Below are 12,268 nucleotides of genomic sequence, written 5' to 3'. Positions count from 1 at the left end.
TGCGCGCAGGACCGTCTTCCCGGCACCCGGGACCGGTGTGCGGCACCTGCCCCGGTGCTCAGCCGGCCGCGTTGTCGACACGCAGTCGCACTTGCTCCTCAAGGCGCTGGAGACTGGTGTCCAGGGCGTCGTTCACGGCCTTCTCGCCCGGGTCGTGGCTGTCGTCGAAGAACGACAGGTGCACGGTCACCTCGCTGACGCCGCCGTCCATCCCCGCGACCTGGAGCCAGCCGGTGTAGCTGCCCTGGTCGCGGGTGCCCCATTCGAGCCGCATCTGCTCGCGCCGCGCCCGCAGCACGGCGGACATGTCCTCGTCGGTGCGGTCCTCGTGCACGGTGACCGCGGGCGGTTCTCCGGGCCGCACGTGCAGGGCCTCCGGCAGCCAGGTCTCCAGTTGGTCGACGTTGGCGGCCTGGTCGAAGACCTGCTCGGGCTGCGCGGGCATGGTGCGCGAACGTTCGTACTCGGTCATCGGGCTCCCGTCCTTTGCTGGGCGACCGTCCTGCGGTGGCTTTACTGGGCGACCGGCCTTCGTGGCGTTGCCGGGCGGCCTTCCTTGGGTGGCGTCGGACGGTTATCCGAGACCGCCGCCGCCGAAGCTGCTGCCGCGCCCCTTCTTATGGTCGTCGGGGTCCTGCGAGGGGCTGGGGTGCGTGCTGGAACTGCCGTACCCGCCGTGGATCTCGTGCGGCAGGAGCCGGTGGCCGTCGTGCGGCATTTCGTCCGGGTCGCGGTATTCCCGCTCTTCCCGTACGGGGCCGCCCTCCGGCATATGGGGCTGGTCCTCCGGTCGCGGCTTACGGGTTTCCCGAGCCTGCGCACGGCGCCCCCAGAAGAAAGCACCGAGAAGAACGCCGACCACGGCGAGACCGGCAATCCACATCAGCAGATGCGCGCCGTGCGAGGCTGCGATTTCCATGCTGTTCATATGGCTGGTGTACCCGCCCCCGGTCGAAAAATAGCCAGTCATGTACGCCTCCCGAGCTCATGCAGATATTCCGCCGACGGGAATTCGGAACCTTTCAGCTTCAGCGTCTGTGTGCTTTGTACGACTGGAGCGGCGCAGCCGCGTTCACGGGTGCTCGGGGGCCTGCTCAGGGGGCGTTCCGCCACCCTTTCCACCGCCCTTTCCGCCACCCTTGGCACCGCGGTCGGTGCCGTGCGCCGCATCGCTCTTGCCCTTCGGCGTCCGCAACTGCGAAGCCTTGGTGTTCCCGCTCTCCTGCGGGGTGGCCCCGCCCTTTCCGCTGCGCCGCAGCTCAGGCTGCTGTGGATTCGACATGGCCGCTCCTTTCCTCGTGCGTGCACATGACACCCGCCTCGCCCGGCGGGATGCCGGACGCGTGCCCTTCCACTGTCCGGGTAAACGGGCGGCACCGCACCGTGAGCGATCGTCCTGGTCGTCCTGGGGCAGCTTTTACTCCCACCAGGTGTTCCGCAGGTTTACCGACAGATGTTCGGGTACTCATGCGACGCAGAGGCGGGGCTGCGGCCCGGGACACACTCGACCGTTGGGAAAGTGATGAGCGAGAAGAACCCGATCGAGAAGGTGGCGCAGAAGGCCACGGACGCCTTGACCGGGAGGCAGGTGCCGCCCGGCATCCCCGGCAGGCCCGGACCGGAACCGGCGCCCTTCGCCGAACCGGTCGAGCCCAGGGAACCCCTGCCGCCGAAGCCCGACCAGCGTGCCCCCGCGCCGGTGAGCCCCACGGGCCGCCCCACCGGCGCCGACGAGCACGTCCGGGCGCAGAGCGAGGAACGCCTGACGACCGCCCAGGGCAACCGGCTCTACGAGACGGACCACTCCCTGAAGGCCGGGCCGCGGGGTCCCGTGCTGCTCCAGGACCACCACCTGCGGGAGAAGATCACTCACTTCGACCACGAACGGATCCCGGAGCGCGTCGTCCACGCCCGGGGCGCGGCCGCCCACGGCATCTTCCAGGGCTATGGCACCGCCGCCTCGGTGACCAAGGCGGCCTTTCTCGGCAAGGACGTGGAGACCCCGGTCTTCGTCCGCTTCTCCACGGTCCTCGGTTCGCGCGGATCGTCCGACACGGTGCGTGACACCCGCGGCTTCGCGACGAAGTTCTACACCGGCGAAGGCACCTTCGACCTGGTGGGCAACAACATCCCCGTCTTCTTCATCCAGGACGCGATCAAGTTCCCGGACATCATCCACGCCGGGAAGCCGCACCCGGACCGGGAGATCCCGCAGGCGCAGAGCGCCCACGACACCTTCTGGGACTTCGTCACGCTGCACACCGAGGCCACCCACCACACCCTGTGGAACATGTCCGACCGGGGCATCCCCCGCTCGTACCGCATGATGGAGGGCTTCGGCGTCCACACCTTCCGCCTGGTGAACGCCGAGGGAGCCACCACCCTGGTGAAGTTCCACTGGAAGCCGAAGCTCGGCGTCCACTCGCTGGTGTGGGAGGAGGCGCAGCTCGTCAACGGCATCGACCCCGACTTCCACCGGCGTGACCTGGCCGACGCCATCGAGTCGGGTGCCTACCCGCAGTGGGAGCTGGGCATCCAGACGTTCCCCGACAACCCCGAGCAGACCTTCGAGGGCATCGACCTGCTCGACCCGACCAACATCGTCCCGGAGGAACTGGCCCCGGTGCAGCCCATCGGGCTGATGACGCTGAACGCCAACCCGACCAACTACTTCGCCGAGACCGAGCAGGTCGCGTTCCACCCCGGCCATCTCGTCCCCGGGATCGACGTCACCGACGACCCGCTCCTCGCCGGACGCCTCTTCTCCTACCTGGACACCCAGATCAGCCGGCTCGGCGGCCCCAACTTCGGCCAGATCCCGATCAACCGCCCGCACTCGCCGGTGAACGACATGCTGCGCGACGGCATGCACCAGACGGCCGTGCACTCGGGCGTCGCCCCCTACCGCCCCAACTCCCTCGACGGCGGCTGCCCGTTCCTCGCCGGCGCGGACACGGGTGCGTACATCGAGACCCCGGTGACGGTGCCCGAGGCCACGAAGGTCCGCAAGGCCCCCGAGTCCTTCGACGACCACTTCAGCCAGCCGCGGCTCTTCTGGCAGAGCATGAGCGCGGTGGAGCGTGAGCACATCATCGCGGCCTACACCTTCGAGCTGGGCAAGTGCTACGAGCAGGCCATCAAGGAACGGGGTCTGCAGGTCCTGGCCAACATCGACCCGGAGCTGTGCCGCCCGGTCGCCGCCGGCCTCGGCCTGCCCGCTCCGGAACCCACGGTGGCCATCGAGCCCGTCGGTACCAGTCCCGCGCTCTCCCAACTGGGCCGGGTCTGGCCGGCGGAAGGCCGTGTGGTCGCCATCGTCACCGACGGTACCGGCGACCTGGACGGCGTGCGGGCCGCTCGTGACGCCCTGTCGGCGGCGGGCCTCGTGCCGCTCGTGGTCGCCCCCACCGGCGGCAAGCTCGACCAGGGCGGCGACCCGGTCACCGTACAGCGGAGTTACGCGACCGCCCGCTCGGTCGAGTTCGACGCCGTGCTCCTGGCGGGCGCGCCGGGCCCGGGCAGTGACGCGTACGGGGCCAGGGACGCCAAGGCCGGGGAGCCGGACGCGACGGGTGTGGTGGACCCGCGGGTGCTCCTGATGATCGGTGAGGCCTACCGGCACGGCAAGGCGATCGGCGGCTGGGCCGACGCCGAAGCGGCCCTCGCCGCCGCCGGTGTGCCCGTGGACGACCCCGGCGTGGTGGTCACCGCCGCCGCGTCCGAGGCCCTGGACCAGGTCACCGGGATGCTGGGGGAGCACCGGGTGTGGGAGCGGTTCGCGCCGCTGTCCTAGAGCCGCCGAAGCCCGCCCGCCGCGCGCGTCAGAAGGGCGTAGAGGCCCGAGGAGACGACGATGCCGGCGGGCAGGGCGAGGTCCGTGCCGCCCAGGGCGTGGGCGATCGGCCCGGTGTAGAGGGTGTCCACGCACAGAGCGGAGACGGTGACGCCGCCGGTGAGGGCGAGTGCGCCCGCCATGTTGACACCGGCGGTGTACCAGCAGGGGCCGCCGGGAGTCTCGTCCACCAGGGCGGGCCCGTCGTAGCGGTTGTGGCGCAGCAGGATGTCCGTGGCGTACACGGCCGTGGCGGGGCCGAGCAGGACGACGGTGAGTTGGAGGACGTTGCTCACGGTGTCGAGGAAGTCGGAGACGAGGAGCCCGTACAGGGTCAGGGAGACGGCGGCGGTGCCGTCGGCGAGCACGCTCAGGGAGCGGCGGACGCGGATCCCGACGGCTTGGAGGGCGAGCCCCGCGCTGTAGGCGGTCAGGGCGTTGAGAGCGACGGTGCCGAGGACCAGGGCGAACAGGAAGACCGGGCCGAACCAGCCCGGCAGGATCTCCTGGAGCCCCGACTGCGGGTCCGTCATGTCGACCGCGGTCGCGGCGCAGGCCCCCAGTGCGCCCACGACGACGCTCGGCACGAAACCGCCGAGCGCCGTCCAGCCCATGACCGCCCGCGGGGACGCGGTGTGCGGCAGATAGCGGGCGAAGTCCGCGCTGGTGGTGTACGAGAGCGGCCCGGCACCCATGAGGGTGACTCCGGCGAGGAGCACCGCCCACAGCTCGGCGCCGGTCGGCGTCGCTGAGGGTGTGTACGCGAAGTCGGTGTGCCGCAACACGCCGACCGCGACGACGGCGAACACGGCGGTGAGAGTCAGAGTGATCGGCAGATACAACTTCATGATCATGCCGTGGCCGTAGACGCCGATGGTGAGGGTGAGCGCGGCGATGACCAGTACGACGACGACCTTGACGCCGGTGCTCGCGGTGAGGCCGGCCTTCTCGACGAGGGAGAAGGCGGCGGTCGCGGCGGCGGCCAGGTTCAGGGCGAAGTAGCAGACGGAGATCATCCAGCCGATGACCGCGTTGTGCACGCGGTTGCCGCGGATTCCGTAGATCGCGCGGGTGACCACTTCGCTGGGTGCGCCCGCCGCGGGGCCGGGTATGGCGAGAAGGCCCGTGAGGATCCAGAACAGGTTGCCCGCCACGATCACCGCGAAGGCCTGCGCCAGGGTCAGGCCCATGAGGACGAGGGTGCCGCCGACCACGAGGTTGAGGTAGTTGACGTTCGCCGCCGCCCAGACGGCGAACAACTGCCGCGGGTGGCCGTGTCGTTCCCGCTCGGGGATGTGGTCGATGCCGTGGGTCTCGACGCGCCCCGCCCGGTCGGCGGGCGGCGCTCCCTGGCGGTCGGTGCAGGTGCCCTGGTGCGGATCGGGAATCGTGGACGCCATAGGGCCCCTCCGGATGCTGGTCAGCCACCTGCTTGCTTATTGGTCGCACACTCAATAGCATCGATTCCATGCCGTCAAGCGTTCCGAACAAGCGAATCCGTAAATCTCCGGCCGCCAGACGTGCGGAAATCGTTGCCGCTGCCGCTTCTGTCGCACTGACCGAGGGGCTTGAGTGCATCACCCTGCGACGCGTCGCCGACGAGCTCGGCGTCCGCCCGGGGCTGATCAGTCACTACTTCCCCGCCGCTGACGACCTGGTGGCCGAGGCCTATGGCGCCGCCGTCGGCTCGGAACTCGACGAACTCCTCCCGGCCGACCGGTGCGGCGCCACGCCCACCCGGCATCTGGCACGGTTCTTCGCGCGCGCGTCGGGGGAGGCGTACGACGACATCAGCCGCCTCTGGCTCAACGCGCGGCACCTCAGCCGCTACCGCCCCGCCCTGCGTGAACGCGTCGGCGTCCAGGAGAACGCCTGGCGCGACCGCCTCGAAGCGCTCATTCGCGACGGCGTCGACGCCGGTGAGTTCCGCACCGGCGACCCGTTGGTGACGGCCGTACAGATCCTCGTCGTCCTCGACGGACTCGGCATGCTCGTCAACGGCGCCGACGGCGGAGAGGACCTGCCTGTGGTGCGGCGGCTGCCCATCGCCACGGCGGAACGCGAACTGGGGCTTCCCGTCGGTACGTTGGACGCCGTTCCGGCCCCTGTCCGGGCTGACGCCCCGGGCGGGCGGTCGCCGTCCGGGCGCACCGGCTGAAGTCCACCCCCCACGCGCTTTGACCAAAGCGGTGAGCAACGACTGAACCCACCGCCCCGGGCCCCGACTCCGCCCCGCCCGTCGGACCGGCCCACCTCGGCACCCACCCCGCACCGAGTTGCCCAAAGGAGCCCCCGTGCGCACCTCCCTCGTCCTCCTCTCGGCCCGTCTGCTCGACCCGGTCACCGGCGAGCTGCTGCCCCACACCGCCCTCGCGGCGGCCGACGGACGCATCACCTCTCTCGGCGACGACGGAGAGATCCGTGCGCTCGCGGACACTTCGACCACGGTCCTCGACCTGGGCGGCGCGGTGGTGACCCCGGGCCTGGTCGACGGTCACATCCACCCCGTGTCCGGCGCCGACCTGACACACGGTCTCGACCTGACGGGCTGCACCGACGTGGAGCAGGCGCGGTCGGCACTCGCCCGCGCGGTGCGCGACCTCGCTCCCGGAGCCTGGCTGCGGGGGTGGGGCCTCGACCCCAACGTCTTCGCCGGAGGGCCCGTCGAGACCGCCCCCTTCGACGCCGTCCTCGACGGCGTGCCCGCCCTGCTGCTGCTCTTCGACGCGCACTCCATGCTGGCGAGCCGCCGTGCCCTCGAACTGGCCGGTGTCGCAGGACCGCGCACCTTCGACCAGGCCACCGCGGAGGTGGTGTGCGACGCCGCAGGCCGCCCCACCGGCCTGCTCCTGGAAGACGCCGCCTGTGCGCTCGTGGAGCGTGTCGCCCCGCAGCCCACCCGCGCGGAGCGCCGCGAACGCCTCGCCGCCGCGCTGCGTGCCATGGCCGCCGCGGGCCTCACCGGCGGCCACGTCATGGACGCGAACGGCGACAGCCTCGCCTTCTACGAAGAGCTCGACGAGGCCGGGCGGCTGCCACTGCGGCTGCGGGTGGCCCCCTGGTGCCAGCCCGGCACCGGCATGGACGGTGTGCGCGCGCTCATCGCACAACAGGGCGCGGGCGGCAGGCTGTGGCAGACCCGCGGCGTGAAGATCTTCATGGACGGCACCATCGACAACGGCACCGCATGGCTCGAACACCCGGACTGCCACGGCGAGTCCCGGCACGCCTTCTGGCCCGACCCCGAGGAGTACACCCGCGTCATCGGTGAACTCCACCGCGCCGGGGTGCCCTCCGCCACCCACGCCATCGGGGACGCGGCCGTACGCCACGTCCTCGACGCCGTCCAGAAGGCCAAGGCCGAGGACAGCCGGCCGGTGCGGCACCGGGTCGAGCACATCGAGACCGTCCCTGACGACACCCTGCGCCGCTTCGCCGAGTTGGGCGTCGTCGCCTCCATGCAGCCGACCCACTGCTGCGACTTCACCCGGGCCGACCACACCGACAACTGGTCACGCCGCCTCGGCGAGGAGCGTGCCTCCCGCGCGTGGCGCTGCCGCGACCTGCACGACTCCGGTGCCGTCGTCGTCCTCGGCTCCGACTGGCCCATCGCCCCCCACCCACCGCTCGGCGTCATGGCGGGAGCCCGCCACCGCCGGCCGAGCCGTGACCTCACCCGCCCGCCGCACGGCCCGGAGCAGGCGCTCACCGCCCTGGAAGCCCTCCAGGGCATGACCGTCAACGCCGCGTACGCGGCAGGCGAGGAACACGAGGCAGGCCGCATCGCAGTCGGCCACCGCGCCGACCTGACCGCCTTCGGCGACAACCCGCTCACCACCGCGGCCACGGAACTCCCGGACCTCCCGGTCCTGCTCACCGTCGTCGACGGCGAACCCGTCCACCGGGACACGCGTCTGTGAGGCGGGCGGCCGACGGAAAGAGTCAGTCGGCGGAGGGCGGGCCGACCGTGAGCTGTCCGCGCAGGTAGGGCAGGAGGCCGCGGTCAAGGAGTGCCTGGTGCCAGGCGGCGCGGGCCCGTTCGGCTTCCGGGTTGTGCACGGTGAGCCGGTGGGCGGTCCTGTGGGAGGTGCGCGAGCGTACCGCTGTGGCCAGCAGCGCGCCGAGGCCGACGCCGGTGCTGACCGCCGTCACCAGGGCGCTGGTCCACCCGGCGGTGACGAGGGTCGACGCGACGCCGCTCTCGGGTGTGGCGAGCCGGATCCCGTACCCGAACAGCAGGAAGACCGTGGCCGCGACGGCGGAGAGGACCGGAGCGAGGACCCCGAGAGCGAGGAGGCGCGACTCGGCCACCGGGCCGGTCCTCGGGACCCCGGGGGACGGTACCGGTGGCCCGGACACGGGCACCACGGCGGCGCGTGCCCGCAGATAGGCCCGGTACTCGTCGGCTGCCGGGGCGGCTATCGCGTCGGCGTCGGACAGGGCCCGGGCGCGCAGGGCGGCCGCGCAGGAGGCGACCGGGCCCCGGTCCAGGGCGGTACGGATGTCCGTGACGTCCAGGGCCAGCGTCAGCACCCACTCGAAGTCGGCCCGGTCCTCCGGACGCAGTCGCGTGGTCACACCCGTCTCCGTTGGTCGCAGTAGTCACCGTGGTCAGGCGCCCGAGACGCGCTGGACGCCGCCTGGAGCACTAGAATCTACAGCAATGTAGAACGGGTGGGAGGCGGGGCGCGCGCGGCCGAGTTGCTGCGCGACGCCGAGGCGGGCCCGGAGGACTGACGCTCGTTCACATCCGGTTCGCACCCCCCTTCGTACGGTGCCGCACATGACCAACAAGTACCTGGCGGTGGCGACCGCGACGGCGGCGGTGGGTGTGCTGGCCGCCTGTACCGGAGGCGCTGACGCACCGGCACCGGATGCGGACGGCGGCAGCGCGCGGGCCACGTGTGACCCCCGGATGGACTCGGCGTTCGAGCGGTGGGAGCGGGCCGGGTTCAGCGGCTCGATCGCGGTGACGACCGCGGGGAGGGCCGACTGCCTGGCGGCGTACGGTTCGGCCGACGACGCCGCCGGGACACCGAACACGACGGACACCGTGTTCAGCATCGGATCGGTCACCAAGGCCGTCACCGCCGCGACCGTCTTCAACCTCGTCGACGACGGCAGGCTGCGGCTCGACGACCGGGCGGGCGACCTGCTGCCGGGGCGGCTGACAGGGCCGGTGGCCGAAGTCACGGTGCGGCAGCTCCTGTTGCACACCGGCGGCCTGAAGGGATCGCACGGCGAGGACCACGAACCCCTGGACCGCGATGCGGCCCTGAAGGCGATCAGCCAACTGGAGGTGGCGTTCCGGCCGGGCGGTGGGTACGCGTACTCCAACGCCGGCTACACCCTGCTCGCGCTGATCATCGAGAAGGTGTCAGGTACGACGTACCGCGAGTACACGGCGTCGAAGATGCTGCGGCTGCCGGGCGGACGAGTCACGGGAGGCTTCTGGGAAGGGAAGCCGGCCCCGGCCGGGCCCCGGGCCACCGGGTACCTGGAGGGCGGGCGCACCGGCGAACGGGGCGACTTCACAGGCCCGCACTGGGCGCTGGAGGGCAACGGCAGCCTGGCGATGACCGCCGGTGACCTGGCGGCCTGGACCCGGGCGCTGTTCACCGCCGAGCTGGTCACGGCCGAGTCGGTGCAGGCCATCAGCAAGCCGGGGCACGACCTGGGGGAAGGCCGCGCGGAGACACCCGGCTGGGTCGCCTTCGACGCGTCCGTCCACGGCAAGCCGTTCCTCGCGAGCTCCGGAGGCGGCGGCCAGGTGGGGCACGACGCCGTCGTCCTGTGGATTCCCCGGGAACAGCGGGCGATCGCGATCACCTCCAACAAGCCCAAGATGTCCGCCGAGGCTCTTCTGAAGAAGGTGGGCCCCGCGCTGATCGCAGGCAAACCGCTCCCCACCCCCAGGACGCCCACGGCCCCTGCCCCGGGGGCGGCCGCCGCCGTCGGGAAGTACACGCTGCGCTCCGGCGGTTCGTTCGACGTGAAGTCCGCAGGGGGCGGGATCACGGTCTCCGCCACCGGCGCGGACGCCCTCACCACACTCTTCCCGCCGAAGCCGAAGCCGAAGCCGAAGCCGAAGGCGGGTACGGGGAAGAAGCCGGGCGGCAGTGCCGGTGCCACGGCCGCCGACTTCCGGGCGAACGAGCGGCGCGTGAGGGACCTGCTCGACGGGAAGAGCCGCGAGGGCCGCAGGGAACGCGCCGCACTCGAACGGGACTTCGGCCCCCTTCGCGGTGTCGAACTGGGCGCCACCCTGTTCCACGGCGGAGACGTCCGCACCTATGTCACCCTCACGACCCGGACCGGGCCGATCACCGGCTGGTACTCGCTCGACGCGGTCGGCGGCATCGCCGCGGCCGAAGTCCCCACCAAGCCACTCTCACTGACCCTCGTCCCCGCGGGCCGGGACCGGTACCGCCCGGACGACCCGGCGGGCACAGGCCCCGAGGTGACCGTCACGTTCCGCGCAGGACGCATGAGCGTCGCGGGTCCGCGCGGAACGACCGTCGCGGCCCGCGCCGACTGAGGGTTGACTGGGAACATGCGGATCCTGCTGATCGAGGACGACCCCGATCTCGCCGATGTCGTCGCGCTCGGCCTGCGCAACGAGTCGTACGCCGTCGACCTCGCCACCACCTGCGCCCACGCAGAGGAACTCCTCCGGACGACCACGTACGACGTCGCCTGCTTCGACCTGGGGCTGCCCGACGGCGACGGCCTGGAACTCATCCGCCGTCTCGCGCGGGAACCGGAGTTGCGCCGGCCGCGCCGGTCCCTGGTGCTCACCGCGCGCGACGCCGTGGCGGACCGGGTCGCCGGGCTCGACGCCGGAGCCGACGACTACCTGGTCAAACCGTTCCACTTCGCCGAACTCGTGGCCAGGGTGCGCGCGCTCGGCCGACGCGGCGAGGAGCACGGCTCGACGCTGCACGTCGGTGAGCTCACGCTCGACCTCGCGGCGCACACGGCCCGGCGTGCCGACACCGAACTCCGGCTCACCGCACGCGAGTTCTCGCTTCTCCGGTACTTCATGCACCATCCGGGCGACGTCCTCTCCGCCGAGGACCTGCTCGAACACGTCTGGGACGCGCACGCCAACCCCTTCACCGCGTCGGTACGGGTCATCCTCAGCCGGCTCCGCAGGAAACTCGGCGAGCCGCCCCTCATCGTGACGATCACCAATGTCGGCTACCAGCTCAAGGAGCGGCCATGAGGCGCCTTCGCGGCGCACTGCCCCTTCGGGGTGCACTGCCATGGGGTACGCGGCCGTGGACCGCCCTGCCATGGGGTTCCCTGCGCGTGCGCCTCGCCCTGCTCGGGTTTCTCGCCAGCTACACCCCGGCACTGCTGCTGTTCGGCGTGGTGCTCGCCACCGACACCGAGACGACGAGGGACGAGCCGACGGGCGCAGCGGCCGTGGCGCACGCCACCACGGACACCGTCACGGACACCACCACCCACCGGTCCGCCGCCGCGATCTGGACCGTCGTCGCGCTCGGCCCCGTCGCGGGCGGGCTCGCCTGGTGGTGGGCGGGCCGGGCGGTGCGCCCGATCGACCGGGTGCGGGCGGTCGCCGACGACATCCAGGGCGCCGACCTCGGCCGCCGCATCGCCCTGCGGCACGGCCCGACCGAGGTGATCACCCTCGCGGCGAGCTTCGACGGAATGCTCGACCGCCTTGAGCAGGCCGCCGAGACCCAGCGACGCCTCGTCGAGGAGACCAGCCACGAACTGCGCATACCCCTGGCCGTCCTGGTGACCAACGCCGAGGTGCTCCTCGCGCACCCCGAGCCCACCCTCGCCGTCTACCGCCAGGGCCTGGAACGCTCCCGGTCGGCGGCCGTGCGGCTCCAAGCGGTCATGGACGAACTCCTTGTCGACGCCCGCGGGAGGGCCCGTACGCTCGACCGGCGACCGGTCGACCTGATGGCTGTCGCCGGCGCCGTGGTCGAGGACACCGACGTGCACGCGGCGGCGAAGGGGACCCGGCTTTCGCTGTCCGGGCCGCAGGCCGCCGTCTGCCCGGTCGACGAGCCCACCGTGCGCCGGGCGATCGGCAACCTCGTCGACAACGCCGTCCGTTACGCACCGGGGGGCACCGCGGTGCATGTCCGCGTGGAGACCACCGGGTCCGAAGTGGCGGTCGTGGTGACCGATCACGGCCCCGGCATCCCCGCCGACGATCAGGCCCGCGTCTTCCAACGCTTCTGGCGCGGGCGCTCCGAGGCCCCCGGCACCGGCCTCGGCCTGGCCATCGCCCGCCAGGTCGCCGCGGCCCACGGCGGCACCCTCACCCTGACCTCTCCCGGCCCCACCGGCGACGGCTGCGTCTTCCGCTTCACGGTACGCCGCTGAACCGCCGTTGCGGGGCACGCGCGGACGCCGGCAGCGCGGAGCGAGGCGTCAGCAAAAGCATCCGACTCC

11 protein-coding genes are annotated in these 12,268 nt (G+C 72.0%); 6 read left to right on the top strand and 5 right to left on the bottom strand.

The window, feature by feature from the left end; translation table 11 throughout:
* Positions 1–58: 58 nt before the first annotated feature.
* The 3 genes from IG78_RS0126655 to IG78_RS46320 form a co-directional block, all read right to left on the bottom strand.
* A complete protein-coding gene (locus tag IG78_RS0126655; protein ID WP_030567568.1) occupies positions 59–472 on the bottom strand; it encodes an SRPBCC family protein in 414 nt (137 codons plus the stop codon).
* A gap of 102 nt (positions 473–574) precedes the next feature.
* The gene (locus IG78_RS42700) at positions 575–928 is read right to left on the bottom strand and encodes a DUF6479 family protein (RefSeq protein ID WP_037685167.1); all 354 of its coding nucleotides are present in this window, start codon (positions 926–928) and stop codon (positions 575–577) included.
* A 144-nt stretch (positions 929–1,072) separates the two neighbouring features.
* Positions 1,073–1,282 carry a hypothetical protein gene (locus IG78_RS46320; RefSeq protein ID WP_078964854.1) on the bottom strand — a complete coding sequence of 70 codons (210 nt, stop codon included), beginning with the start codon at positions 1,280–1,282 and terminating at the stop codon, positions 1,073–1,075.
* A 240-nt stretch (positions 1,283–1,522) separates the two neighbouring features.
* Between IG78_RS46320 and IG78_RS0126645 the strand changes: the two genes are divergently transcribed.
* Complete coding sequence (locus tag IG78_RS0126645; protein ID WP_030567558.1) at positions 1,523–3,793, top strand: catalase; 2,271 nt, start codon at positions 1,523–1,525, stop codon at positions 3,791–3,793.
* On the opposite strand, the gene IG78_RS0126640 is transcribed toward IG78_RS0126645, so the two are convergent.
* Positions 3,790–5,232, bottom strand: a complete 1,443-nt coding sequence (locus IG78_RS0126640) for a purine-cytosine permease family protein (protein ID WP_030567556.1) — start codon at positions 5,230–5,232, stop codon at positions 3,790–3,792. The two genes, IG78_RS0126645 and IG78_RS0126640, sit on opposite strands and share 4 nt — an antisense overlap.
* A 68-nt stretch (positions 5,233–5,300) precedes the next feature.
* Here IG78_RS0126640 and IG78_RS0126635 point away from each other — a divergent pair, with 68 nt between their 5' ends.
* On the top strand, positions 5,301–5,990 hold the full coding sequence (locus tag IG78_RS0126635) for a TetR/AcrR family transcriptional regulator (protein WP_051852968.1): 690 nt from the start codon (positions 5,301–5,303) through the stop codon (positions 5,988–5,990).
* Positions 5,991–6,126: 136 nt separating this feature from the next.
* Positions 6,127–7,752: an amidohydrolase gene (locus IG78_RS0126630; RefSeq protein WP_030567553.1), complete on the top strand. Its 1,626-nt coding sequence runs from the start codon at positions 6,127–6,129 to the stop codon at positions 7,750–7,752.
* Between the two features lie 22 nt (positions 7,753–7,774).
* On the opposite strand, the gene IG78_RS0126625 is transcribed toward IG78_RS0126630, so the two are convergent.
* Positions 7,775–8,410 carry a hypothetical protein gene (locus IG78_RS0126625; protein ID WP_037685127.1) on the bottom strand — a complete coding sequence of 212 codons (636 nt, stop codon included), beginning with the start codon at positions 8,408–8,410 and terminating at the stop codon, positions 7,775–7,777.
* 205 nt (positions 8,411–8,615) lie between these two features.
* Here IG78_RS0126625 and IG78_RS0126620 point away from each other — a divergent pair, with 205 nt between their 5' ends.
* From IG78_RS0126620 to IG78_RS0126610, 3 genes are read left to right on the top strand one after another with little or no spacing between them, the layout of a single operon-like run.
* A complete protein-coding gene (locus IG78_RS0126620; protein WP_030567551.1) occupies positions 8,616–10,370 on the top strand; it encodes a serine hydrolase domain-containing protein in 1,755 nt (584 codons plus the stop codon).
* Between the two features lie 15 nt (positions 10,371–10,385).
* Positions 10,386–11,057, top strand: coding sequence for a response regulator transcription factor (locus tag IG78_RS0126615; RefSeq protein ID WP_030567550.1), 672 nt, complete (start codon positions 10,386–10,388; stop codon positions 11,055–11,057).
* Positions 11,054–12,199, top strand: a complete 1,146-nt coding sequence (locus tag IG78_RS0126610; RefSeq protein WP_078964853.1) for a HAMP domain-containing sensor histidine kinase — start codon at positions 11,054–11,056, stop codon at positions 12,197–12,199. The genes IG78_RS0126615 and IG78_RS0126610 overlap by 4 nt, the downstream gene beginning before the upstream one ends.
* Positions 12,200–12,268 lie beyond the last annotated feature (69 nt).

It is taken from the genome of Streptomyces aureocirculatus (assembly GCF_000720475.1).
Taxonomy (GTDB): Bacteria; Actinomycetota; Actinomycetes; order Streptomycetales; family Streptomycetaceae; genus Streptomyces; species Streptomyces aureocirculatus.
This window is presented reverse-complemented; position numbering and strand designations above follow the sequence as displayed.

Coding starts and splice junctions, on each gene's coding strand:
- IG78_RS0126655 (WP_030567568.1), bottom strand. CDS start 472: ATGACCGAGTACGAACGTTCGCGCACCATGCCCGCGCAGCCCGAGCAG.
- IG78_RS42700 (WP_037685167.1), bottom strand. CDS start 928: ATGAACAGCATGGAAATCGCAGCCTCGCACGGCGCGCATCTGCTGATG.
- IG78_RS46320 (WP_078964854.1), bottom strand. CDS start 1,282: ATGTCGAATCCACAGCAGCCTGAGCTGCGGCGCAGCGGAAAGGGCGGG.
- IG78_RS0126645 (WP_030567558.1), top strand. CDS start 1,523: ATGAGCGAGAAGAACCCGATCGAGAAGGTGGCGCAGAAGGCCACGGAC.
- IG78_RS0126640 (WP_030567556.1), bottom strand. CDS start 5,232: ATGGCGTCCACGATTCCCGATCCGCACCAGGGCACCTGCACCGACCGC.
- IG78_RS0126635 (WP_051852968.1), top strand. CDS start 5,301: ATGCCGTCAAGCGTTCCGAACAAGCGAATCCGTAAATCTCCGGCCGCC.
- IG78_RS0126620 (WP_030567551.1), top strand. CDS start 8,616: ATGACCAACAAGTACCTGGCGGTGGCGACCGCGACGGCGGCGGTGGGT.
- IG78_RS0126615 (WP_030567550.1), top strand. CDS start 10,386: ATGCGGATCCTGCTGATCGAGGACGACCCCGATCTCGCCGATGTCGTC.
- IG78_RS0126610 (WP_078964853.1), top strand. CDS start 11,054: ATGAGGCGCCTTCGCGGCGCACTGCCCCTTCGGGGTGCACTGCCATGG.